The following is a 23,015-nucleotide window of genomic DNA, read 5'->3' as shown; positions in this document are numbered from 1 at the left end:
CCAGCACCCACCAGTGCCCCAGGGGCGAGACCGCCCTCATCACAAGGGGGACGTGCCGACGGCCTCGGCCGGGCGCATCGCCGGCGCCTTGGGATCGGCGTACAGCACGCTGCCGTCCACCGCGAGAACGCACAGACACAAGAAGCACACCAGCATTCCCATGACGGTCACGATTCTGCGGCGGTGGCCGTGGGGGTCGTCGAACACGGGCGGGGAGCTGTGACGACCCGTCGCCCGGCCCGTGGCGGCCCATCCGGCACCGACACCCGGGACAGGAGAGTCGCGGCGAGTCAGGGGAGGCGGAAGGCGGTGGCCAGCATGTCCATGTGGGCCGTCAGGAGGGTTCGGGCGTGGTGGCCCATGCCGGAGTATTGGCCGGAGACTTCCAGGCTCACGGTGCCGTGCAGGTGGGACCAGGCCAGCACCGGGCCGGCGAGGGCGCAGCCCGCGTTCGGGGCGTCGGAGGTGAGGCCCGCGTATTCGCGCAGCCAGTCGGCGACCGTTTCGTCCTGGCGTACCCAGGCGGTCATTTCGTCGACGACCGGCTGGACCGCGGCGGTGGGCCGGCCGGTGGCGAAGACCTTCACGAAGGGTCCCATGCAGGCGCGGGCGCGGCGCACCGTGTCGGGCGGGGCCGCGTAGCCGGGGATCGGGTTTCCCTGGATCAGCAGGTAGCGGTGGGGTTGGGCGGTGGCCCAGTCGAGGTAGGCGCCGGCCAGGCGGTGCAGGGCTGTGGCGGGGCTGTCGGGCAGGTCGGCGGCCACGTGCCCGACAGCCGCGGCGATGTCGTCGTAGGCGTCCCGGACCAGGCTGTGGAGGAGGTCGTCACGGCTGGCGAAGTACCGGTACAGGGCCGGGCCGGTCAGCCCGGCCTCCTTGGCGATGCGGGTGAGGGCCACGGCGGGGGCTCCGCCATCGGCCAGCTGCGCCAGAGCGATCTTCTTGATCTCGGCGCGGGTCTGCTCCCGGTACCGGGCCCGGGGGCTGGATGCCGCGGCGGCCATGACGTTCCTCCTGTGCTGCCTCTTACGGTCTACGTCCGAAAGAGTTACGGTGTCTAACAGTTGTGATCCATCGTAACGCCCGAAGCGTCGGAAAGGCACTCCTCATGAAGGCCCCTGATCTCCACGTCGCCCTGGGCGCCGGGCCGGCCGGCTCCACCGTCGCCGCTGAGCTGGCCCGCCGGGGACACGCCGTCCGTCTCGTCGACCGCTCCGGGACCGGTGCGACCCCCAACGGAGTCGCACGTGTCCGGGGCGACGTCGGCACCGTCGAGGGCGCCCGGGCCGCCATCAAGGGCGCCGCCGTCGTGTACCACTGCGTCAACGTCGCCTACCACCTGCAGATCGACGTGATGCCGCGCATCCAGGACGCCGTGCTCGGCGCGGTCGAGGCCGAAGGCGCCCGCCTGGTCGTACTCGACACTCTCTACCCCTACGGCGAGACCCACGGGCAGGTCATGACCGAGGACACCCCGTGGAACGCGACCAGTGCCAAAGGCAGGATGCGAGCCGCCCTCGACGATCGGTACCTGGCCGCACACCGCGATGGCCGCGCCCGTGTCGTTCTCGGCCGCTCGGCGGACTTTGTCGGCCCCGGCGTGCTCAACTCCACCCTGGGCGGCGCCGTCTTCCCCGGCGCCCTGACCGGAACCGAGGTACTGGGCCTGGGTGATATCGACCTGCCGCACAGCTACACCGACATCCGCGACGTTGCCGCGGGCCTGGCCACCCTGGGGGAACATCCCGACGGCGACGGCCGCGTCTGGCACCTGCCCACCGACCGCGCCCGGACCACCCGCGAGGTCTTCCAGCAGATCGAGCGGAAACTCGGGCAGCCCCTGAAGACCACCATCATGAGCGAGCCGCGTCCCTTCGGGCCGTTCGACGAGGTGTTCATAGGCTCCTACGCCGAGCTGTTCTACCAGCACACCGAACCGCAGGTGATGGACTCCACCGCGATCCAGGAGACCTTCGGCATCAAGCCGATCGGCCTCGACACGACCCTGGACGACACGCTCGCCTGGTACCGCGCTTTCCTCGCTCGGAACCAGCACTGACCGCAGTCACCGGGTGTTCGGCGGTGTGCCGGTCGAGCCTGGCCGGCAGATTGTCCAGGTCGGAGCTGCTGAACCTCCACTGGAACGGCTGTGCCGTGGCGTTGTGGCGGTCTTCGAGGACTCGGTGCCGATCCCCGATCCGGGCAAGGTCGGCGAAGTCGTTCCGAGCCGATCGGGAGAAGCGGATCGGGGCAGTTCTTACCTGCTCTGTCCGCTCCCGGGTCGCTCGGGCAGGATGACCGTCATGCCCGCGCCTCCGGAATCGACCAGGCGCTCGCTGGAGCTGTATCTCGGCGAGCACGCGCGCACCGTCTGGCTGTCAGGGGTCGCGTGAATCCCCACGATCTCACCTTCGAACGGCCTATCAGGCCATCGGAGGCCCCACCTCGATGCGGCGAAGTACTGGCGGCAGGCGGACCAGGTCGGGACCGGTCTGTACCTGTCGCTCGTCCCACCAGGTGGCGCCGGCGTCGTACAGCGGACCGATCACGTCCCTCGCCTTGGCTGCGTCCGGCGGTGTCGCGCCGCCGAGCACGATCTCGAAGGGACGCTCGGCCCCGGCCGTACGGTGCTTGCGTACATAGCCGACCAGATCCCGCACCTCTGCCGCATCCGGTACGTGACCATGCGGGGCCGTCTCGAAGAGCGGCACCGCGCCGTCCCACCGCGCTGCCCGCCGCATGGGCGGGCGACGCGGCCAGTACCCGCCGATCCACGCCGGCGGACAGGGCCGCTGTACGGTGGCGGGCTGCAGCGTCACGTCCCGGACCTCATAGTGCCGGCCGTGGTGGTTCACCGGCTCGCCGGACCAGAAGCGCCTCAACAGCTCCAGGCCCTCGTCCAGCCGCTCGGCCAGGAGGCGCGGCTCGGCGGCGTCGCCGAAGCTGCGGTATTCGTCCTCGATCGGGCCGCCCAAGCCGGCGGCGAAGATCACCCGGCCCCCGCTGAGGTGGTCCAGGGTGGCCACTTGGCGGGCGAGTTGCTGTGGATGGTAACGGGGGACCGGCGTCAGCAGGGTACCCAGTCGGATCCGGGAGGTCGCCAGCGCGGCCGCGGTCAGCAGCATCCAGGGGTCTCCGAACGGACGTCCCCGGTGTTGTCGATGCAGGACGTGATCCCAGACGAACAACCCGTCCCAGCCGGCCTGTTCGGCGGCCGTCGCGACGGTCGCGACGTTGCGGGGGTCGGCGAAGTCACCGAAGTTGGGGATGTTGATGGAGAAGCGCATCCCAGCAGGATGCGCAGCCTGGCCGTGAAGGGGCAATACGCGCGCTCCATCGGGATTCCCGGCCGCTCGCGGGCTGGCCGCCGCCGCAGCTTCCGGTGTGCAGCACGTACAGGATCCCGCACAGGACCTCCCGGTCCGGCGAGGGCCTGCGGCCCGGATACCGAAACCGCCGCTCCTTCCTCGGTAGCAGCGGCTGGCCAACCGGCGAGGGCCGGGCTGAGGCACGTTGATCGGTTCGGATATCGTCCCGAGCGAGGAGGTTTCACGAGGGGGATGGGATGAAAGCAGAGACTGTCACAGCGATATGCGCGGTCGTGATCGCTGTCGCATCACTGGTCGTCTCGGTCTACCAGACACGCGCGATGCGACAGCACAACCGCCACTCGGTGCGTCCGATACTCCAACTGCACCAGGGCTGGCCGGCCGGAGGCAGAGCAGGTATCCGGCTGATCAACTCCGGACTTGGGCCGGCGATCATCGTCGACGGCACGCTCACCGTCGATGGCGAAGTGGTCGGCTCCTGGAACGCACCGAGTGTCGACCGCCTCCGCGAGCGCCTGGCGATGCGTGACCTTCAATGAGCACGAGGTCATCGCTACCGACAGCGAGCAGTACTTGTTGAGCGTCCCAAGCTACGACCCCCAGAACCACGCCGAACTTGAAGACTTGATCAACCGGCGCCTCACGCTCAAGATCCGCTACGAATCCCTGTACAGCGGGGAGAACTACACAGCCGTTCTACGCCCGATCCGCTGAAGAGGCGCTCGCCGCCATATCGCCGATCATTCTGTCAGCGGCTTGAAATGCACGTCAGAGCAGCCCTGGAGACGCGTTCATCCCTGGCGTGAACGCCGGGGCCTTCTGCAAGCGTCCCGGTGAACGCTGGCCGTGGGGCTGTGCTGCCCAGTGGGGTCCGGTCCTGCCGGAGCGCCCCGGCCGGGGCCGAAGGCGGCGACGTGGCCTTGGCCGCCCCGCGGCGTCACCGCCCCGTGCGGGAAGTCGCCGAAGTCCGCGCCACCCGGGACGCGCTGCCCACAGGGGGCTGGCACATGGGCGTACGTCTTCCACGGCAGGTCACCCTCGCCGCGATTCGGCTATGGCTGCGAGGGTGACTCGCCGGACAGTCCTTAGTAGGACTGGAGCTCCACCAGCGTGCCGTCCGGTGTCCTCACATGCGCAGTGCGGAGGTTGGCGCCCCACTCGGGGCGGTCCTGGGGCTTGGCGAGGACCGACGCGCCGTGCCTGCTCAGGCAGCTTGCTGCCTCCTCCACGTTGTCGACGCGCAGGACGAGCATCGCCACGTCCTGCGCGGGGACGGCCGGCGGCAAGTTTTCGGTGCCGATGACCTGTGCGATGGCTTTGCGCGCATAGAGCACGAGGACGGCTTCGTCGTCCAGGTCCCAGTTGGCGTAGCCGGCAGCGGGTATCACCTTGACGGGCTCAATGCCCAGCAGATCGCGGAGCGCTTCGGTCCAGAAGTGAGCCGCGGTGTCAAAGTCCTCGACGAGCAGCCGGGGGTACAGGGCGTCCATGAGAGTGATCGTATCTCTGCGCCGGAGCTGCAGTCAGTGGCCGGTCAACCTCGCCTGAACGGGGCCCGGATCGCCGGGAGTGGGGGCCGTCGAGCTGTCTTTCCCGTGCGCGGGCGCCGAGTTGCCGACCCATCGGACAGGCTCCGGGGCAGGGGCGATGTTCGGCGCCGCTCGCGCAGTTGCCTGGCGTCCGTTCCCCACGACGGAAGCGCCTGGTACGGGCCGGCCCTTCTGGTGAACCAGCCGGTCACCGCAGTAGCAGGCGAGGACGCCGAGGTGGATGATCGAGAAGAGCTGCGCCGACCTCCGAGCGAGCCGATGCGCTGAGTGGCCGCACCGTCCATGAAGTCGGGCCTCTGGTGCCCCAAGTCCTCCAGAACGATGTCGCGGCGATCCGCGCCGATCCGTTGATCGCCAAAACGATCGGCGGCGGTGTACCCGGCGGCCTGTGACGGCACGCTGAAGCGGTCCAGTCCTGTGCGGGCACGGGTACCCATGCAGGTGGGTCGCCTCGTACGCCTCGCCGTCCGTTGCCGGTCCGAAGGCGCAGGTCGCCTACGCCGAGGCCGCGCGCTGTCTGCGTACCGGAGAGTACGAGTACGAGGACGTGTACGCCGAGCCGGAGGCGTTGAGCGCCTTCGTGCGCGGCGGCGGCAACGTGGGCCTGTCGCGCCCGACCGGTTCCGCCACCTGGTCCCCGTTACGACCGCGGTATCCGGGAGTACGGCCCCGACCGGCAACTGGTCGCGCAGGGGTTCCTGATGCCGGTGCTCCTGGGGCTGCTGGGCAGCGAGGAGCACCAGCGGCACCACGAGCAGCCCATCGCCCGGTGGGCGGAGGACCTGGAGCGGGCCGGCTTCACTCCCGGCGAACCGCGCCGGCTGTACGACTACTGGCGGGCGCCCGCCTACCTCCTGACGGCGTCCTGAGCGCGGCGCGGCGGCTCCTCAGGTGACGTCGACGGCAGCCCGGGCGGTACCCACCGCGCGGTGTTCGGCGTCATGCGCCCGCTGTGCCGCTCCCTCACTGGGCGAGCCGCGCGCGAACGTCAGCGGTGCGGCAGGCGATCGCCCCTCTGGTTTCGACGAGGCGCGATACGACTGCAGGGACGAAGTCGTGCGGACGACCGGCGCGCTCAAAAGGGTTCTGGGCTGTGGGCCACCAGGTGAGACACGGGAGCATTCGTCTCTCGCGGCACGGTCATAGTCGCCGCGATCCGGCTGCGGATCCGTTGACGATCCGGCGGGATGTCATGGACCGCCCTCGTCCCAGAGGGCTGAGGTCAACGGGCTGACCTCATCGCTTGATGAGGTGTCCCCGGGCAATGCCACCTATGAGGCGTGATGCGCAAGACCAAGTGCGAACGGCGCGATTCCTGCCCGATGTCGGGCAGGAATATGGACGCCATCCGGTCGCCGACCTAAGGTGGCCGTTCATGATCACTCTGGACTCGATAGGGACATTCACCCTGATCGTGGGACTTCTCACGCTTACTCCCGGACTCGATACCGCACTCATCCTGCGCACCGCCGCGCTCGGGCACCGGCGTCGCGCCTGGGGCGTGGTCTTCGGCATCCAGAGCGGCACGCTGGTGTGGGGCACGCTCACCTCGCTCGGTGTGACTGCGCTCCTGACGGCTTCTCACATCGCCTACGTGATCCTTCGTTGGGCCGGAGCCGCATACCTGGTGTGGATGGGCGGCAGGCTGCTGTGGGCCACCTGGCGCCACGCATCGAGTGAGAGCCCGGAGGCAGCGGGGACCGGGGGCACGACCGGGGCCCGAGCCGAGACCGAGGCCGGAAGAGGCGCCGGCGACACCCTGCTCGGCGGCTGGCGGCAAGGGATCGTGACCAATCTCCTCAACCCGAAGATGGGCGCCTTCTACGTCGCGGTGCTCCCGCAGTTCATCCCCACCGGGGCCTCGCACATCGCTTCAGGCGTGCTCCTGGCCGGTGTGCACATCCTCCTGGCCGTCGTCTGGTCCTGCGTGCTGATCGCCCTCGCGCACGTGCTCCGAGACCGCCTGCAACGGCCTTCAGCCCGCCTCTACCTCGACCGCATCACCGGCACGGTCATCGCCGCCTTCGGCATCCGGCTCGCGCTCGGGCAGTGAGGCGGATACCGACGCAACCGCAAGGCCCGCCGAAAACCGTCGCACGAGCGACCCGCGCGTCACCCGAAGCGAAAGGACACCCGCATGTACTCGCTCCCCACCAACACCGAGGCCGTGATCTTCGACTGCGACGGCTTGCTGGTCAACACCGAAGCGTGCTGGACGGTTGCGGAAGCCGCCGTCTTCGCGGAGCACGGCCATCCCTTCGGTCCCGAACAGAAAGCCCTCGTCATCGGCCGGACGGTGGAGGCGGCTGGAGACGCCATGGCCCAATACCTGGGGCGCCCCGGCGCCGGTGCCGAACTCGCCGTCGAACTCCTGGGAAGGGTCCGCAAGGAGCTGTTCCAGGGCGCTGCGGCCCTCCCCGGGGCTGCGGAACTGGTGCGTGCCTGCCGGGCGGCCGTACCCATCGCCGTAGCCAGCAACAGCCCTCGGGAACTGCTGGACACGGCACTGTGGTCGGCCGGTCTCGCCGACTGCTTCACCCACTCGTTCGCCGCTGACGAGGTACGTTCCCCCAAGCCCGCACCAGAGCTGTACCTCACGGCATGCGAGACACTCGGCGTGTTCCCTAAGCGTTCCGTCGCCTTCGAGGACTCGGCCACGGGCATCGCCTCGGCACGTGCCGCCGGGCTCTACGTCGCGGTCGTTCCTTCCCTGCCAGGAGTCGACCTCGACCACGACTGGCTGGGCACCAGCCTGGCCGAACCCGAGTTGCAGGACTGGGCCAGGCAACTGGGGCATGGCACTGTCTGCTGACCCACCCCACTCACGTGACCCGTCGGACACCGTCTGGCCGGTATCTCGTTTCACCCACCGCCGAACTGTTTGCCGAGGGTAACGGTCACGATCTTCCCCCACCCCGTTGCCTCAGCCCTGGTGGATGAGCGCAGGGCCGCTGAGTGCGCGGATGTCGTAGGGGGAGAGCCAGGGGCCCGGGGTGCCGGCCTCGAGCGCGTCGATCGCGATCAGCGCGTCGGATGCGTTCTTGCAGCGCGGGTTCCGCACGGCGAAAGCCGCCATTCGGGCACGCAGGGCGGGCAGCCAGGTGGCTATGAGCTGCGGGTCGCCGTCGTGCCACCAGGTGAACTCCAGTTCGTCCAAGAGGAGATCGTCGGCCCAGCCCGAGGCGACGCGGACCACGCCGGCGTCCGCTTCCGGACCGGTGAGCCCGGCGATGTGGTGCAGCCATCGTTCCAGGCCACCTGTCGCATGAGCGATCCCCTCGACCAGATCGGTGATCTCCCAGTACGGCCGGCCGTCGGTCACAGCGATGCGCAGCAGTGCCTGGAAGGCCCGCTCGACCGCGGCGCGCTCGGCCACGGGCCAGTCCGCGAGCCGGGCACCGTGACAGCCGAGGCGTCCCATCTCCCCCGAGGGGCCGGCGCCGCTCCCGTCCGGGCCCCAGCGGCGCAGCGCACGAGGAATGAAGCGGCGCCACAGGGTGGAGTACTGGTCCTCGTCCCAGTGGCCGGCGACCTCACGCATGAAGTGCCTGAGGAGGTCGTCCGGCACGTCGGCAGGGTCACCACCGAGAACGCGCAGCTCCGACTCCGCGACGCAGTACGTGCACCCGCCGACCGGACGGTCGAGCCCAGGCGGCGATGCGAAGATCTCGTCCACCTCAACGAGCGCGTCGCGCCACATCGTGTACGGGGCGAGTGCGAGGGGTTCGGACATGTCAGGGCCTGCCAAGGGACTCCGCACGGCCGGCACCGGCGAAGAGCGTGACGCTACCAACACGCCGGTCGACCGGCAGAGCCCGGGGCTGTCCGGAGCGCCCCGCCGGGCACGCCCTGGGACTCCGGGCTGGATGGATCGGGGCCCGCGTGCCCCGACCGGGGGATCGTTTAGGGGACACGCGGGTGTGTGACCGACGGGCGGTCACGCAGGACCCCGGTGCGCGACCGCGCTGCCGCTGTCATCGTGCGGCATCGCCGGCCACCCTGTACTCGGGGGTGTTGGGCGCGGGGCCCTGCTCCCCGCGCACCCGCATGCCGGTTGCGGGCGCCCGGACCGCCCCGCACACGAGTGAAGGGCCACTGGCGCCTGCCCCCTCGCGCGCCAATGGGAACTCCCGTACTGCTTTCCCGCCTCCCGGCCCCAGCATGGCGCAACCGATGTCGGCATCCGATCCCGCGCCGGAGCGGGCTGTGGTCAGCGGTGCGCTACGGGGCGGGCCAGGCGGACGGTGATGTGCCGGGCGGCGAAGGAGGTGCCGGCCACGAAGCGCAGCAGCGGTCCGAAGGTGGGGGCCGCCAGGGAGCCGGTGAAGTACAGCCCGTCGACCGAGGGTTCGAACGCCCCGGACAGACGTGGGGCATGGGAGCCGGGGATGCGGGCCACCGCCTGTCGAAGGCGCGGGTCGAGGAAGGGCAGGGCGTCCAGGTCGATGCGGTAGCCGGTGGCGGCCAGCACATGGTCGGCCGTCATCTTCGCCGGCCCGTCCCCCTGCCCGCCGAGACGCAACTGGACCTCCTCGCCGTGGAGTTGAGCGTTTTCGATGTACCGGCGGGTGTGGACGGGGACGATGCCCTCGTCGCGTTCGCGCAGCCACCACCCGCCCGACGGTCCCAGCGCCCGGCGGAAGACCCACAACCGTGCCGGGGCGGGCAGCCGCCGCACCGCGCCCGGGGCCCTGCACAGACCCGCCAGCGGCCATCCCGTGCCCAGCGGGGACGCCGGCCGGGCCAGGCGCTCGGCAAGCGACCGCTCGAGCACCGGGGCCGCTCCCCACCGCACGCGTGCAGCCCGCACGAGAACCCGCGGCTGGGCACCGGCCTCGTGCAGCAGGGCCGCACTCTCCAGCGCCGACTGGCCGCCCCCGACGACACATCCCATACGCGGCGAACACCTCGCAGGGGATCGGGGTCAGCTCCGTCAGTTCCGCATCGCCCTGATCCCTGCGGAAGTCGGCCGGCCGCCCGCCCGCCGGGCACCGGGGCCGACAGGTCGGTGGCGGCGGAAGCGGACTTCAGGAACATGCCGGTGGCCATCGCATGCCGCCAGCTGCCCATGACCTCCCCGAAGACCCGCACCCGGGCCCCAGCGGCCCGCAGGTGCGCCGCCACCGACAACCCGTAAGGCCCGGCCCCGATCTGGGATGAGCTGGTCCTGCGTTGAGCGCGCGGGTGACAAGGCGGACAGGGCTTCCGCCGCTGGCAGCCGAACTTCAACTTCCTGCGCCACAACCACACGCCGGAGCCGGGTCCCTTCACCATGGAGGAGAAGTGGAGGGCCACCGAGACCGGCGAGAGCGACGACGGCTACAAGCAGCACGACGGCGTGTACGTGCGCTGGGAGCTGCCCGATGCCCTGCGCCGGGGCACCGCACGCGAGCCCGGCGGGCGCACGGAGTTCCCGCTCGTGCCCAACCGCTGGCTCGTCGTCCGGCACGTGCAGGGCAGCCCGGAGCTGACCACCGGCTGGGTGGTCGAGAGCGACTGCCTCGACCCGAAGAACGGCACCTCGCGCTTCATCCACCCCGTCAGGCCGGACGTGCAGGACCCGGCGGCGACGCCCTACCGCTCCACGATCACCACCACGAAGATCGGCCGGGCCCACGGCATCGGCCCCGGCGGAGCCGCGTGGAGCGAGCCGGCCGGCACCTCCGAGGCCCGCAAGGAACTGTTCCTCACCGCGGTCGGCCCGGGCATCATGACCTTCCACGCCTACCAGCCGTACCACCCGAACGTCTTCTCCCTGCACGACCCGCTCACCGGCGTCCAGGGACAGGCCGACCTCGACTACCAGATCGTCGGCTGGTACTCCGACCCCGCACAGGAAGAACTGCGCCGCCGCCTCGGCGCGGCGGGCGCGACCGTCGACACCGTCCTGGCCGGCCTCGGCTGGACCGTCGACGACCTGCCGCCCGGCTGGACCCCCGGCAGCACCACCTACTGTGGCCGCGCCATCGGCGTGCGATGGACGTCCGGCACGCTCCCGGAGTCGGACCGGCCCGGGAAGAACGACGTGCGCGACAAGATCGCCGTCGGCAGCAGCGCGGACGAGGCGCACGCCCAGCTGCTGGCCGCCTCCGGCCACGACGCCCTCGCCGCCACCGACCCCACACTCCTGCATGCCGCGGGCAGCGGCCTCCTGGACACCCTCGACGGCCCCGACGGCCCCGACGGGCCCGTCAGGACCGGCCAGGCCCTGCACAAGAGCTGGTACCGGCGTCTGCCCGGCGGCACCCTGTGGCGCCTCGCCGACACCACCGACAAGGGCAACGCTTCCGGTGATCCCAAGTCCGTCACCTGGACCGGCGCCGACCCCGAACACGAGGAGTGGCTGGCCCGGCTCAACGGCGCACAGAGCGCCTACGACGAGAAGCAACGCGACGTCACCGCCCTTCAGCAGCGCCTGTACGCGCTGTGGTGGATGCACGGCCTGCCGCTCATCCCGCGCCAGTACGCCCGCGAGCAGTTCCGCGCCGAGATCGACCCGGCGAACCCCGACGGCCTCGCCGCCAGGGTCGCCGGCGAGCTCGCGGACCTCCGCCGCCTGCAGGAGGCCGTCACCGCCCTCGTCGACGGGCACACCCTGCCCGCGCACTACGAGCTCCGCAAGGAGACACTGCCGCCCCGCCTGCTCCAGCCCGCCCGCCTGCGCTTCGACTTCGTCGACGAGCACGACGACACCCGGCTCGTCGACCTCACCGCGCACACCACACCCGTGGGCGCGTGGATCGTCCCCAACTACGTCGACCGCTCGCTGCTGTGCTACGCGCCGACCGGCGAACCCCTCGGCGAACTGCGCCTCGAACTGCGGGAGGACCCCACCGGATCCGTGTCGGAAGTCGTCGGATGGGGCCCCCTCCCCGACTCGGCGACCCGCACGATCGACGAGCTCCGCACCATGCGGCCGCAGCTCCACGCCTTCGCCCGGGAACTGGCAGCCGAGGGCCGTGACGCCTTCACCGACCTGATGGCCACCGTCGACCGCGCGCTCGCCGGCATCGACCCCGGCAACCCGTACGGCGACGAGGTCCTCGGCGCCCTCCTCGGCCGCCCGCTCGCCCTCGTCCGCGCCCGCCTCGGCTTCGAGCTCGACGGCCTGCCCGTCTCCGACGCCGGCTGGCAGTACGCCCTGGACTGGAAGACGTCCACCGAGTGGCGCACCCGCCCCGCCGGACGGCCCACGCCCCCGCAGATCGCCCACCTCGACTACCGGTGGCCCATCCGCCTCGGCAACGCCGGGCAGCAGGGCGACGGCCTCATCGGCTACTTCACCGAGAACGCACGTTCCACGCCGTCACGACGCCGGGCGAGACCGCCCGCACCGACTACGTCGCCCTGATCGGCGCGGACGACAAGTGGCCCGCCCTCCCGGCCGACAACACGGCGCGGACGCACCTCACCCTGCTGCTCGACCCGCAGGCCGCCGTGCACGCCACCACGGACGTCCTCCCGGTGACCGACCTTCAGCTGCCGACCCGCTTCACCCGTACCGCCATGGCGGCCATGAGGGTGGCCCTGCGGCTCAGCCCCGTCCTGACCACCCACCGCAAGGTGCCGGCCAAGGACACCGGAGCCGGCGCGCCCCGCTTCGTCGACGCCCTCGCCCTGCCCCACCCCACCTCCCCGCAGGGCACGTGGGACTGGGCCGAACTCGACACCTCCTCCGAGTGGACCCACCAGCCGATCGTCCAGATCGACCAGGACGCCCGGCTCGACGAGGACGGTCCCGTCGTCCGCACCGGCTTCCTGCGCCTGAGCAGCGGGTTCACCGACGCGTGAGCACCGCAGCCCACCACCGCCTCCCCGTGACCCCGAAAGGAACCACCCTCGTGAACGCGCCGGACATCGGCACCACCCTGCTGGACTACGACATCATCAGCGAGCCCTTCCCGCTGTACGCGGGAACCGCCGACGCCCCGTCGACGACCGTGCACCTCGTCGTCTCCAACGGTCGCGGCGACACCGTGTACTGCCGGGAGATCATCTTCTCCCTGCCGCACGGCGACCTCGCCCAGAGCCTCGTCGACACCACCTCCGGCGACGGCGAGGCCAGCGCCGACGGCTGGTCCGTCAAGGAAATCCAGAAGGGCGCCGACATCGTCGTACCGGACGGCGACTACGCCCACTTCGTCGCCAAGGCCCCCGAGGGCGGTGCGCCCGTCGACGCCTCCGGCATCACCATCACGCTGAAGAACCTCACCGTCAGCAAGCAACCGGGCGTCGCCCGCGTCGAGGTCCGCGAGACAGCCACGCTCGATACCGGAAACTGGCCCGACAGCCCCGGATTCCGTCCCCTGACCATCACGAAGTTCCCGCCACCGGTCATTCCCGTACGCGCGGTGAGCGACTTCCGCGCGGACAAGCTGGAGGTGGCGTCGGGCGACCCGGTCTGCCTCACCTGGGACGGCCCTCCACCCTGGTGTACACGGTCCTGTACTCCGGCGGTGCCACGCCCGCGAAGGATCAGAAGGACACCGTCACCGGCCACGAGTGGAGCGGCACGGTCACCCGGGACACGACGTTCTGTCTGCAGTACGTCACCGGAGAGACGACGCACTACCTGACGACGACGGTCACGGTCGCCGACCCTACGCTCACCGGACTGACGGTGAGCGGCGACGCCTCCGTGACGGGTGACCTCACCGTCGGCAAGGACATGAACGTCACAGGTGCCCTGGAGGCCACCGACGACATCACCACGAAGGCCCAGTTCCTCGCCCCCCGGGGCACGCCGCTGCGGGGGAAGCGGGCATGACCGGCAAGGTCACCGTGGGCGGGCGCGTCGACGTCACCGCCGCCGCCCACCTGAGGATCCTCAACCCATCGGGCAGCCAGGACTTCTCCGACAACGGCATCTTCACCGTCTCCGACCACGTGACCGTCCTGTCCCTGCACCTCCAGGGCGCAGGAGGCCGGGCGGCGGTGGAGGCGCGGGTGGCCAGGGCGGCGACAGTTATTTCGACGCCGGAAGGGCCACGCTGCTCTCCGCCGACGTGAGCAACACCGGCGCGGCGAAGGTGACCATCACCTGGGGGCAGCACGTCTTTCCGGCGTGACCCCGGTGTGACCCAGGCGCGTTGCCGGCCCGGAGCCCGGTCTCCGGGCCGGCAGGCCCGATTCCGCGCCCGCCTCGCCCCTACAGTAGGTAGACGGTTGCGGTTTTCTCGCCTGTGCCCTCATGGGGGACGGCATCGAGAAGACCGGTGTCGCCAGTTGGGCACGGCTGGGTATGGACGAGCCAGTGCCTCGGCTGAGGCACCGACTTCGACGCGAGGCGGAGACGGGAGTCTCGGGCGGCCGAAGCAACATTGTCATTGGACTTTTAAAGCCTGCCTCGTAACCCGTAGCGGGGTGTTGCGTTGGGCTGATCGTGCAGGTCATCACTGCTCGGCGCCATGAGCTCATCAAGGTGTTCACCGGGCTTCCCCCGTGTCAGTTCCAGCGTCTGGTGCGGGCTGTCATCCGTGAGGGCGGTCGGGCCCTGGCTTCCGACCGACCGGGTCGCCGGTGGGCGCTGTCGCTGGAGGACCGGGTGCTGCTGGTGGCCGCGTACTGCCGCACGAACCTCACGATGCGGCAGCTGGCGTCGTAGTTCGGGGTCTCCCCGGATGGCCGTCGGCCGGGTCGTCAGCCGGCACGGCCCCCTGCCGGCCCTGGTCCCGGGCAGACGCAAGCCTGGGCGGCATCAGGTCCTCATCGTGGACGGGAGGTTGGTGCCCACTCGGGACCGGAAGGTATCGGCATCGTCGTTGGTAGCGGGCGGCGCGGTCGCTTCACCTCAACCGGCGGACAGCGGGTCCTGCCGCGCACGCCGAGATCCTCGTGTGGGAGATATACGCATCCCTCATGACCTGACCCATCCCTGCATCCGAGATCCGACGAGACGCTGAACGGTGACACTTCAACTATCGAGTGTTATCTTCGTGTTTGCCGTAAGGGCGTCATGATTTCCCGAATGGAGCTTTCCGTGCAGCACGTCATCGACTACATCGAAGAACGCCGGAAGATATACGAGAATCACGAATTTTTCGCCCAGTTATTGGATGATGAATCTCTCTCGGGAGATAAACGTCTGTCCTGGGGCCCCACTGTGATCCCGTTCATCATGGGCTACTCGGATCTGAACAAATACGTCTTCCGCAAGTCAGAGGGTGAGGCCGAGCTCGACCCGCTTCAGGAGCTCCTGAACGCTCACACCTACGAGGAAGACTTCCACTGGCAGTGGATGCTGACTGACCTGGAAAAGCTGCAAGCCGACCACATTATGCCCCTGTCGGATTCTGCGCGCATCCTGTGGGGCAAAGATTTCCAGCACTCCCGGCGGCTATGCATGGAGCTTGCCGCGCTCGCCGTCGGCGCACCCACGTACGCGGTTTTCGCCATGGTCGAGGCCATCGAGGCCGTCTCCGTCACGATATTCACCCATTGTCGAGGAATTACCCTGCAAGATGGTAGCGAATGTGAATTCTTCGGCACGAAACACTACTTGGCAGAAGCCTCACACTCCATCAAGTCGCCAGAGGTGGAGAAGACGAGCCTGCCGGCTCTCGACGATACCCAGCGCGAGGAATCACGAAGGATGGTGGACCGCGTCTTCTCACTCTTCGACGACTGGTCCCGTGCACTCCTGCGGTTCGCGCTGGAACACGACGAACATGACCGCAAGTACAAGAGGATGATCCAGGAAAGCAGGGATCTTCTGCAGTTGTGTTCTGACTGAGCGTTTGTACTTGTCTAGGGATGATGCGGGGTGGTTTCTCAGCCGCAGTGCCCAGGTGCTGGAGGGCTGGTGAGCCGTTCAGCCTGTGGTGCGGCGGTAGAGGGCTGTTTCCTGGCATCTCCTGTCTGATCCCAAGGTGTCCCGAGTGGCGGTCGTTTGCCTGCTGGCCAAGCCGGCCGCCGCGCAGTACATCGGAAACATGACTCCGCACCGTGGCTATCCCAGCGATCCGTCATGCGTGATGAGAGCTGATCGGGGCCGGTGCTGACCGCCTGGCGGGAAGAGCGTCGTGGTCGCGGCCTGGACATCGGCCGTCCGCCCGAGCATGACCTGCGGCACCCTGATGAATGCCGTGCTCTACGTGGACCCCACCGGCATTCCCTGGCGTTACCTGCCGTACGACTTCCCACTGGCGGACCACCTACGGCTACTTCGACTCCTGGCGGGAAAACGGTGTCTTTGAGCAGCTCGCCGGCCTGCTGCGGTGCCTGGTCCGCGAGTCCGGAGGCCGAAACGCCGAGCCGTCCGCGTGGGTTTTGGACTCTCAGACCGTCAAGGCCTCCGCCACTGTGCACCTCGCGAGTTGCGGTCCAGGACGGTGGCCACGGCAACTCATTTCGATAGTTGGCCAACTGCCTGAGTGACCGTGGCATGTCCGCATGAGCCGCCTTCACCACCCCGGAGCCGACGAGCTCGACCTGGTCTCCGTGCTGCACGCGCTCGCCGACCCGGTACGTCTGTCGATCGTGATGGTCATTGCGGTCGGGCAGGAGAGCACCCCTGCGGGGGCTTCGACTACGGCATCACCAAAGCGGGCCTGTCCCACCACTTCCGGGTCCTGCGCGATTCGGGCGTGACCACGACCCGGCAAGCGGGAAAGCACCGGCTGATCTCGCTCCGGCACGCAGACCTGGAGCATCGCTTCCCCGGTCTGATCGATCCCCTCATCCGCGCCGCCGGACCCGCCCGCCCAGCCGCGTGACGCAAGCTGCCTGATCCCAGCCCCAGTGCTCGAAAAGGCCCGCCTCGGTCGACCGGAAAGCGACCCGGGACGGCGCGCCGGAAAGCTGTGCGGTGCGGCGGGGCGGTTGTAGCGTGCGCAGCGTTTCGCACCGACTCACACCGACATGGCTCGCCTCGGCGGGCAGGAGAGGGAAGTCGATGAGAACGCGGCACAGACCCATCGGCCGGCTCGTCGGCGCTCTTGTGCCGTCGGCCGCGGCCGTGGCCCTGTCGCCGTCGAGACGAACGGCGACGGTCGGCATCGAGCTCTTCGGCGTCAACAGCGGCGGTTCCCCGTACCACCGCCGGCAGACCAGGATCGGCGGCCCATGGTCCGGCTGGGAGCGGTTCGACGGCCTGCTGAGGCCCTAGGGAGTGTCCTTCCGGCCATCGGACCGTCGGTCCGCTGGTGAGGGGCGGGGAGATTTCCGGCAGGGGGCACCCCTCACCGCCGCCCCGCGGCCTCCCACTCCTGGTGCCCGGTGTGGACGCGGTGCCACAGCTCCGCCCGCGCGGGGGCGTCGATGTCGGTCAGGTCCAGCCGGAACACGCCGGTCAGTACGTCGTACCAGTCGTCGGCCGAGTCGATGGTCCGCTCGTCCGTGCCCCCGGCGTCGATCCGTTGCAGCACACAGCCCCGCAGCATGTCCACGCCCTTGGCGTCGCGGAGGAAGGCGGTGAAGACCCGGACGAAGGGGGACTCGGGGGAGGTGGACAGCCAGGTGTGGTCCGTGGCGAAGGAGGACAGCTCCACGGGGTCCGGGGCGAAGTCCATCGCCATGAACGCGCCGCGGGGGTCATGGGTGAGCCGCCAGCCGCCGGGCTCCGCCACCGACGAGGTCAGCGCGCAGGTGAACGGCCCCTGAGTGTAGCTGCCTTCGCGCAGCGGCAGCGGCTCGTGCATCGCGTCGGCGAGCCCGGTGTCGACCAGCCACCGCTCGCCGTCGAGCCGTACGGTGAGCGCGAGATGGTTGCCGGTCGCGCCCGCTGGGTCCTCGGGGGTTGACTGCACGCCGGCCCGGTGCAGGGTGACGTCATAGCCCAGGGCCGTCAGCAGCGCACTGAAGGCCCCGTTGAGGTGGAAGCAGTAGCCGCCGCGCCCGCGCATGATCCGGGCCACGGATTCCGCGGCGTCGATGCTGGTCGCGCTCCCCAGATGGATGTCGAGGTTCTCGTAGGCGACCCGTTCCACCTGCGCCCGGTGCAGTGCCCGCAGCGCCTCTGCGGTCGGGGCCGCCGGCCGGGTCACCCCTAACACGGTCAGATATCCGTCGACGTCGATCATGCTGCCTCCTCGCTGTCCGAGCGGATGATCAGCATAGTCGCCGGTACCGCCGCCCAGCAGCGTCAGAAATCTCCCCGGAGCGACGGCCGGAGGGGGGCCGGCAGCCGCCGTTCGTGGGCGCGTCACGGGCTGGTGAAGATGTCGTGCCCGCCGATGCGCGGCCAGACGAAGTGCTGCGCTCCCCGTTTCCGCTCCGTCCCGTACGACCAGGGCGCACGCCCGCTCCCGGACCGGGTGAGCTCGTCGGTGACGGCCGCTTGGCTGAGTGCCACACCCTCGCCGCCCTCCGGTCAGGAGGTCTTCTGCAGCAGCCAAGCGTTCGGCGTGAAGGAGGAGTTGACGAAGACCACGCAGCCGCCACTGTAGTAGGTCTGGACCTTGGTCCAGCCCTTCGGCGGGAGCGCGCTGGCGCAGGCGTTGACCTGGGTGCCGACGGGGAGGCCGTCCAGTTGCTTGATCATCTTGATGTTCGAGCCGCCCATCACGCGGCACGAGGCGCTGGTGCCCCAGTTCACGTCGACCCAGCCGTCCGGGGTCATCGAGTCGGCGCACACCGTGCGAGTCTCGCCCGGCGATGCCTGGGCCGGGCTCGCCGTGACGGAGGCGATGAGCGTCGCGCCGAGAAGAGCCAGACCTGCGGTGCGGAGTCGTCTCATGAGGTGTCTCCCAAGCGTGAAGAGTGCACTGATGCGCTGATGGGTGATTGGTGTTGGTCACGGCATTCAATGGCCTGTGTGAATGGTTTGAGGAGAGCCTTTTCGGCCACCTCCACCCTGTGGTGGTCCATGCGGCCGATCGCCAGGAAGAGCTGTGGCCGCGGCTGCCAGTCTTGTGCTGTTGACCGACGTCGAGGCCCCGGGGCTGCTGAGGAAGAGGACACTCACAATGTGATGGACTGTCTTCTCGCCTGCAGGTTCGACTGTGGAGAATCGCCACGCCTGGGCCTGGGGTGAACGGGCGCGCGTCTCGCTGGCATCGGCGCTGGACAGCGGAGAGAGACGCAGTCATGCAGTATCGGGGGCGGGGACATGGCTCACGAATGGAGAGGGGCCGACGTGTCGGGAGAGCCACGGTGGTTGCAGCGGCCGTTTGGGCCGTGAGCCTGAGCGCCGTCGTGCCGGCGGCCGTGTAGACCTGTGGGTCCTCACGGGCGGAAGGCTGCCGCAGGTCACCAGTATGAGCCTGCTCAGCAACGGTGGGGGTGCCCTGTTCGACCAACTGGTGCTCGGCCGTACACCGGAGGATCTCCCGTAGCCGCGAGGGCGATGGCCGGGAGCTCCCGACCGGCCGTCGGTGGCATCACGGCCCGCCGTCGTTCGGGTTCGCCCCCTGGACCACTTCCGCTTGGAGCGACACGTCGGTCGGGTAGAGGCCGTCTCCATCCGCTCGCCGCCGAAGCGTGGAGGGCAGCGCGCTGCCGAGTGCGTGGAGCCGGATACCCGAAGAGATCGATGCCGTGGAGGACGACGGGGCAGCCGGACCGGGGTGTCGTGATCTTCGACGTGCTCGAAGCCCACAACGTTCCCGTCACCCTGGAACTGACCCAGACCTCGTTGCCGGGCAGGGTCATGTCAGACGCGTTCCGGTGCGTCAGTCACCTGACCTGCTCACCCGCCGCGACGTTGGTGATGGTTCCCGAGTGCTCGAACTTGATGCACTCGCTCACCAGTTCGAATGCGATGTGGGCTCGTCGGACCTTCGCTACGTCCACCCTGGCCGGCGTGGTTCTTGCGCACCCACGTGCGCAGTGTCTCCCCGGTGATCCGAGCTCGGTGGCCACTGTCCACTCCAAAGGGTCAACCTCACCAACAGAGCCGCTTGGCGCCGGTTTCGAGCGAGATCGACACCTCAACGACGAGGGACTCCGACACGTCACCAATACCCCCTCTGACCAGGCAATTTCACCCCTGCGGGACAGGTTGAAAGAGGTTCACCGGAATAGGGGTTGACGCCAATGTCGTGACGGAATTCCCGGCATTCCGTTTGCACGACCTCACTGTCCCGCTCGCGAACCGGTCGTCCGGTCCGGTCCGCCAACAGCAAACACTCACGGCGCTAAGGACTCGCCACTGCGCCAACCGTCCGGTCCCCCATGACCTGACCAGGGAGGGAGACGGCCGACCCCAGATGGTTGACGGCGGCATCCAACTGCCGTCGCCCTCTGGGGAGCGCGAGGCTGCCGTACGGAGGAGAGTGAAGGTAAGCCGTCGCCGCGGAACCGTGCGGGAGGAGGCTGGCTCAGTATGTCCAACGACGTGATGGGTGACGAGGTCTATCAGCCTGCTCGGTCGGACCGCCGGGACAACCCAGGTGACCTGGACCTGGAGAACGCCCTCGACGGCGATCTTCTCGACCGGGTGCTCGACGAGGGCTACTCGCCCCCGGAGAAGCCGCTCGGCGTGGGGCACCATGGCACGACGGCCCGTGAGCAGCGTGAGCACGAGAGCCTTGACCAGCGGCTCGCCGAGGAGGTCCCCGACATCACAGTGCCGGAAGGGGACGGCATCGGTGATCAGCCTGGCGGGGAGGGAGAGCCGATGGACGACGAGGTCGGCGACGAGCGCGCCGGGCGGCTTATCGCCACCATCGATGCCCTGCCTCCTCGGCGCAACGACGTCTTCGCCCGGGACGTGGGTATCGACGGTGGGGCGGCCTCCGCGGAGGAGGCGGCGATACACATCGTGCCCGATGAGCCCGCGGCCGGGTTCGGCGAGGACTTCGAGGCGTGAGGACGGTACTCCCATGGGGCGCCAGAAGTCCTCTCGCAGGTGCCCTCCGGCCTGCGGATCCATGCGCAGGGTGTTGCCACCGGCCCGGAACTCCTCCAGCGCCTTCCCGGCCTCCCTCTCGCCGATTCACCCCGGCTTGCCGGGCAAGGGTCAGTACGTGCCGCACATGGAACTATGTCACCTCGATCGGCTCCGGCGACCTGCCGTACGTGCTCGCCTGCGCGGTCATCCGCCCGGAGACCGACCTGACCTACTAGGCACGGTCGCCCGGCTGCTGGCGCACGAGACGGCCGCCGACCGGGCCGCCGTCGCCCGGTACACGGCCGTGAACGAAGAGACATCCCGGTCGCACCGCGGCTTCTTCCCCGGGGCGATCAGGGACAGCGAGGATCTGCCGGGTGAGGCAGGCCTGGAGGATGCCGTGGGCGCGGGCAGCGGTCAGCTCGTGGGGACGCCCCGGCAACGCGCGGGACAACCACAGCAGGGTTCCGTCAGGTGCGGCGATGACCTGCACGTTTATGCCATGCCGCTTGTGCTTCTGGCCGTAGTACGGCTCGTCGGCCGCGATCCGGTCCATGGGGATCAGGGTGCCGTCAACATGACGAAGTCCCCTTCACTCAGCCCCACCAGGGCCTCGCACAGTCCCGGGGCATGGCTGTCTGGCCGGGCCTGAAAGGCGCCGACCCGGGTACGAGGCTGTGGTCGCAACGACGGCGCGAGGCCGTCGACCGGGTCACCATCATGCAGTTCGACCGGCACGGCAACCGCAGCTGGTGCCGCGCCCAGACGCTGCTCGACACCGAATATGCCCGCCGCGCGATCGGCGAATTGCAAGTCCCTTACGGCCTGTGCACTGAACCGTCCATCGCCGCAGCCGGCGGAGGCGACTGCCCCCGTCCGATTTTGCTGCCTCGGCTGCGGCCACTACCGCACCGACGTCTCCTACCTCCCGGCCTGGAGGCCTATCTCGCCGACCTCCTCCGCAACCGCGAACGCCTGGCCGCTTTTGCCGACGCCGACACGTGGGCGTAAGCCGAGGCCATGCCCTCGGACGAGGAAGCACCCGTGCCCGGCGCCTGGTCCAGCGGGTCCGGACGGACCTCGACGAGCTCACCGACGAGGACCGGTCCCAGATCCAGAAAGCGGTCGCTGTCGTCCGCCGCAGCCGCATCATCTCCTCGGCATGCCCCGCATTCCCAGGTCCTGCCCGACCTCCGATCCGACAGGACCGCATGACCAACCCGATGATTGACGGGCGGCGGGCCGACTCGGCCCGCCGCCGCGAACGCGCCCTCAAAACCCTCGACACCCTCCTGCGAAGCAACGGCGATATCACTGCCTCCGGCCTGGTCCGCGCGGGTGACCAGCAGATTGACGCAGCCCCACCTCAAAACTGTCGCCTCGTCAGTATCGGTCGACCGACGGCGAGACGGATATCCGGCGACCGCCAAGCATCACGTTGCACTTGGCACGCTCTGTCAGAACCGCGTTGAGCCGCTTCGCGAGCTGCCGTCCACGACGGCAGCTCCTCAGAAAGCCGACGGCTACTCGCTGCGGCCTTCGCCCAGCTGAGCCGAGACCAGACGGAAACCATATGCGCCTCTGCTCTGCCTCCAGGAGCTCATCCATCACCTCGGCCGGGACGCTACCGCCTGAAAACGAGTCAGTGGCCAGCGCTGTCCGAATGACGATTGAAGCCCCATGCAGTGACCTCGTCACATTGAAGTAGGCGCCATCGGGAACCAGACGGGGCACACGGCTGCGGAAGTACTCGAGGTGGTAACCAGCCCTGCTGGCGTCATTCGCAAGCTTCTCCAACCTCGCTTCGAAAGCGTCTCCGTCTGTGGGCACACCAGCGGCCGCCTGAGCAACAGTGGAGACCAAATAGTCGAGCCACAGGCGAAACTTCGCACGTGCATCGATCAGCGCCTTCATCGCTTCATCGGCTTGCTGTCGCTTGCCGTCAGCCGCGGCCTGATGATGCTCTCTGCGCTTCAGGAACAGAGGGCCATAGACCACCGCACCCGCGCCGATAAGGGCACCGCCTAACGCGCCGATCAGACCGGTTAAGGCACTGCTGTCCACCAGGGCTGACTACGGCAGACACGCATCGTCGTGACCAGAGAGTGGCTGACGTGAGCCGAGCCAGCGATAGCACCACACCTCTTGCAAAGGCCAAGGTTCAGCATCAGGCCGCTGAGCTGCACAAACCTGAGCCTTGAGCCACAGCAACAGCTTCTGCCCCCAGAGAACCGCCATCGGCCACGGGGACCTCAATGGGCCCGGGGTAGCCCGCGTTGCACCCCTTGTGTTGCGCGGTGCTTTGTCCGTACGGCTACCACGCCCAGCGCATCCTGATCGCGGATAACCAGATCTGCGCCCGTGAGC

At 69.1% G+C, this 23,015-nt stretch carries 26 protein-coding genes and 2 pseudogenes; 17 read left to right on the top strand and 11 right to left on the bottom strand.

Annotated features, from left to right (window positions below):
• Positions 1-39: 39 nt before the first annotated feature.
• Together J1792_RS34795 and J1792_RS31750 are read right to left on the bottom strand one after the other, a co-directional pair.
• A complete protein-coding gene (locus J1792_RS34795; protein ID WP_242646966.1) occupies positions 40-207 on the bottom strand; it encodes a hypothetical protein in 168 nt (55 codons plus the stop codon).
• Positions 208-290: 83 nt separating this feature from the next.
• Positions 291-1,004 (bottom strand): TetR/AcrR family transcriptional regulator, encoded by a 714-nt coding sequence (locus J1792_RS31750; protein WP_086570810.1) that lies wholly within the window; start codon positions 1,002-1,004, stop codon positions 291-293.
• 104 nt (positions 1,005-1,108) lie between these two features.
• Here J1792_RS31750 and J1792_RS31745 point away from each other — a divergent pair, with 104 nt between their 5' ends.
• Both J1792_RS31745 and J1792_RS31740 read left to right on the top strand, forming a co-directional pair.
• Positions 1,109-2,059, top strand: coding sequence for an NAD-dependent epimerase/dehydratase family protein (locus J1792_RS31745; protein WP_086570812.1), 951 nt, complete (start codon positions 1,109-1,111; stop codon positions 2,057-2,059).
• A 13-nt stretch (positions 2,060-2,072) separates the two neighbouring features.
• Positions 2,073-2,393 carry a hypothetical protein gene (locus J1792_RS31740; RefSeq protein ID WP_143587690.1) on the top strand — a complete coding sequence of 107 codons (321 nt, stop codon included), beginning with the start codon at positions 2,073-2,075 and terminating at the stop codon, positions 2,391-2,393.
• A gap of 30 nt (positions 2,394-2,423) precedes the next feature.
• On the opposite strand, the gene J1792_RS31735 is transcribed toward J1792_RS31740, so the two are convergent.
• The gene (locus tag J1792_RS31735) at positions 2,424-3,287 is read right to left on the bottom strand and encodes an LLM class flavin-dependent oxidoreductase (protein ID WP_207248749.1); all 864 of its coding nucleotides are present in this window, start codon (positions 3,285-3,287) and stop codon (positions 2,424-2,426) included.
• 278 nt (positions 3,288-3,565) lie between these two features.
• On the opposite strand from J1792_RS31735, the gene J1792_RS34790 reads away from it, so the two are divergent.
• Positions 3,566-3,868, top strand: a complete 303-nt coding sequence (locus tag J1792_RS34790; protein ID WP_242646965.1) for a hypothetical protein — start codon at positions 3,566-3,568, stop codon at positions 3,866-3,868.
• Positions 3,855-4,043, top strand: a complete 189-nt coding sequence (locus J1792_RS34785; RefSeq protein WP_242646964.1) for a hypothetical protein — start codon at positions 3,855-3,857, stop codon at positions 4,041-4,043. The genes J1792_RS34790 and J1792_RS34785 overlap by 14 nt, the downstream gene beginning before the upstream one ends.
• A gap of 371 nt (positions 4,044-4,414) precedes the next feature.
• Here J1792_RS34785 and J1792_RS31720 read toward each other — a convergent pair whose 3' ends face one another.
• On the bottom strand, positions 4,415-4,819 hold the full coding sequence (locus J1792_RS31720) for a VOC family protein (RefSeq protein WP_086570817.1): 405 nt from the start codon (positions 4,817-4,819) through the stop codon (positions 4,415-4,417).
• A gap of 761 nt (positions 4,820-5,580) precedes the next feature.
• Here J1792_RS31720 and J1792_RS31715 point away from each other — a divergent pair.
• From J1792_RS31715 to J1792_RS31705, 3 genes are all read left to right on the top strand, one after another.
• Positions 5,581-5,748 (top strand): hypothetical protein, encoded by a 168-nt coding sequence (locus J1792_RS31715; protein WP_207248748.1) that lies wholly within the window; start codon positions 5,581-5,583, stop codon positions 5,746-5,748.
• Between the two features lie 506 nt (positions 5,749-6,254).
• Positions 6,255-6,932 carry a LysE family translocator gene (locus J1792_RS31710; protein ID WP_207248747.1) on the top strand — a complete coding sequence of 226 codons (678 nt, stop codon included), beginning with the start codon at positions 6,255-6,257 and terminating at the stop codon, positions 6,930-6,932.
• Positions 6,933-7,016: 84 nt separating this feature from the next.
• Positions 7,017-7,691: an HAD family hydrolase gene (locus tag J1792_RS31705; protein ID WP_086574959.1), complete on the top strand. Its 675-nt coding sequence runs from the start codon at positions 7,017-7,019 to the stop codon at positions 7,689-7,691.
• A gap of 111 nt (positions 7,692-7,802) precedes the next feature.
• Here the strand turns inward: J1792_RS31705 and J1792_RS31700 are convergent, their stop codons facing one another.
• Positions 7,803-8,612 (bottom strand): hypothetical protein, encoded by an 810-nt coding sequence (locus J1792_RS31700; protein ID WP_207248746.1) that lies wholly within the window; start codon positions 8,610-8,612, stop codon positions 7,803-7,805.
• A 477-nt stretch (positions 8,613-9,089) separates the two neighbouring features.
• The gene (locus tag J1792_RS31695; RefSeq protein WP_242646963.1) at positions 9,090-9,773 is read right to left on the bottom strand and encodes a Rossmann-fold NAD(P)-binding domain-containing protein; all 684 of its coding nucleotides are present in this window, start codon (positions 9,771-9,773) and stop codon (positions 9,090-9,092) included.
• Between the two features lie 378 nt (positions 9,774-10,151).
• Here J1792_RS31695 and J1792_RS31690 point away from each other — a divergent pair, with 378 nt between their 5' ends.
• The 8 genes and pseudogenes from J1792_RS31690 to J1792_RS31660 all read left to right on the top strand — a co-directional run bounded on the left by J1792_RS31690 (position 10,152) and on the right by J1792_RS31660 (position 16,985).
• Positions 10,152-12,230, top strand: a complete 2,079-nt coding sequence (locus J1792_RS31690; RefSeq protein WP_207248745.1) for a hypothetical protein — start codon at positions 10,152-10,154, stop codon at positions 12,228-12,230.
• 490 nt (positions 12,231-12,720) lie between these two features.
• Positions 12,721-13,455 (top strand): hypothetical protein, encoded by a 735-nt coding sequence (locus J1792_RS31685; protein WP_207248744.1) that lies wholly within the window; start codon positions 12,721-12,723, stop codon positions 13,453-13,455.
• 44 nt (positions 13,456-13,499) lie between these two features.
• A complete protein-coding gene (locus J1792_RS31680) occupies positions 13,500-13,646 on the top strand; it encodes a hypothetical protein (protein WP_207248743.1) in 147 nt (48 codons plus the stop codon).
• Positions 13,643-13,888, top strand: coding sequence for a hypothetical protein (locus J1792_RS31675; protein ID WP_086575432.1), 246 nt, complete (start codon positions 13,643-13,645; stop codon positions 13,886-13,888). Before J1792_RS31680 ends, J1792_RS31675 begins: the two co-directional genes overlap by 4 nt.
• 451 nt (positions 13,889-14,339) lie before the next feature.
• Entirely contained in the window at positions 14,340-14,483 is a 144-nt protein-coding gene (locus J1792_RS35570) for a transposase family protein (RefSeq protein WP_207248742.1), read from the top strand.
• 363 nt (positions 14,484-14,846) lie between these two features.
• Positions 14,847-15,611 (top strand): hypothetical protein, encoded by a 765-nt coding sequence (locus tag J1792_RS31665; RefSeq protein WP_086575352.1) that lies wholly within the window; start codon positions 14,847-14,849, stop codon positions 15,609-15,611.
• A gap of 199 nt (positions 15,612-15,810) precedes the next feature.
• Positions 15,811-16,201: pseudogene (locus J1792_RS34775) on the top strand (transposase); the annotation flags it as partial.
• A 571-nt stretch (positions 16,202-16,772) separates the two neighbouring features.
• Positions 16,773-16,985, top strand: coding sequence for a hypothetical protein (locus tag J1792_RS31660; RefSeq protein ID WP_207248741.1), 213 nt, complete (start codon positions 16,773-16,775; stop codon positions 16,983-16,985).
• 73 nt (positions 16,986-17,058) lie between these two features.
• On the opposite strand, the gene J1792_RS31655 is transcribed toward J1792_RS31660, so the two are convergent.
• The 3 genes from J1792_RS31655 to J1792_RS31645 all read right to left on the bottom strand — a co-directional run bounded on the left by J1792_RS31655 (position 17,059) and on the right by J1792_RS31645 (position 18,554).
• Complete coding sequence (locus tag J1792_RS31655; RefSeq protein ID WP_207248740.1) at positions 17,059-17,898, bottom strand: arylamine N-acetyltransferase family protein; 840 nt, start codon at positions 17,896-17,898, stop codon at positions 17,059-17,061.
• A gap of 122 nt (positions 17,899-18,020) precedes the next feature.
• Entirely contained in the window at positions 18,021-18,170 is a 150-nt protein-coding gene (locus J1792_RS31650) for a hypothetical protein (RefSeq protein ID WP_179199172.1), read from the bottom strand.
• An 18-nt stretch (positions 18,171-18,188) separates the two neighbouring features.
• Positions 18,189-18,554, bottom strand: a complete 366-nt coding sequence (locus tag J1792_RS31645) for a hypothetical protein (RefSeq protein WP_207248739.1) — start codon at positions 18,552-18,554, stop codon at positions 18,189-18,191.
• 1,587 nt (positions 18,555-20,141) lie between these two features.
• On the opposite strand from J1792_RS31645, the gene J1792_RS31640 reads away from it, so the two are divergent.
• Positions 20,142-20,627 (top strand): DUF5709 domain-containing protein, encoded by a 486-nt coding sequence (locus J1792_RS31640; protein WP_207248738.1) that lies wholly within the window; start codon positions 20,142-20,144, stop codon positions 20,625-20,627.
• Between the two features lie 346 nt (positions 20,628-20,973).
• On the opposite strand, the pseudogene J1792_RS31635 reads toward J1792_RS31640, so the two are convergent.
• Positions 20,974-21,278 (bottom strand): annotated as a pseudogene (locus tag J1792_RS31635) (transposase family protein); the annotation flags it as partial.
• Between J1792_RS31635 and J1792_RS31630 the strand changes: the two are divergent.
• Complete coding sequence (locus tag J1792_RS31630) at positions 21,279-21,659, top strand: hypothetical protein (RefSeq protein ID WP_207248768.1); 381 nt, start codon at positions 21,279-21,281, stop codon at positions 21,657-21,659.
• A 372-nt stretch (positions 21,660-22,031) separates the two neighbouring features.
• Here the strand turns inward: J1792_RS31630 and J1792_RS31625 are convergent, their stop codons facing one another.
• Positions 22,032-22,712 (bottom strand): hypothetical protein, encoded by a 681-nt coding sequence (locus J1792_RS31625; protein ID WP_207248737.1) that lies wholly within the window; start codon positions 22,710-22,712, stop codon positions 22,032-22,034.
• Positions 22,713-23,015 lie beyond the last annotated feature (303 nt).

It is taken from the genome of Streptomyces triculaminicus, assembly GCF_017349075.1.
In the GTDB taxonomy this organism is placed as follows: domain Bacteria; phylum Actinomycetota; class Actinomycetes; order Streptomycetales; family Streptomycetaceae; genus Streptomyces; species Streptomyces triculaminicus.
This window is presented reverse-complemented; position numbering and strand designations above follow the sequence as displayed.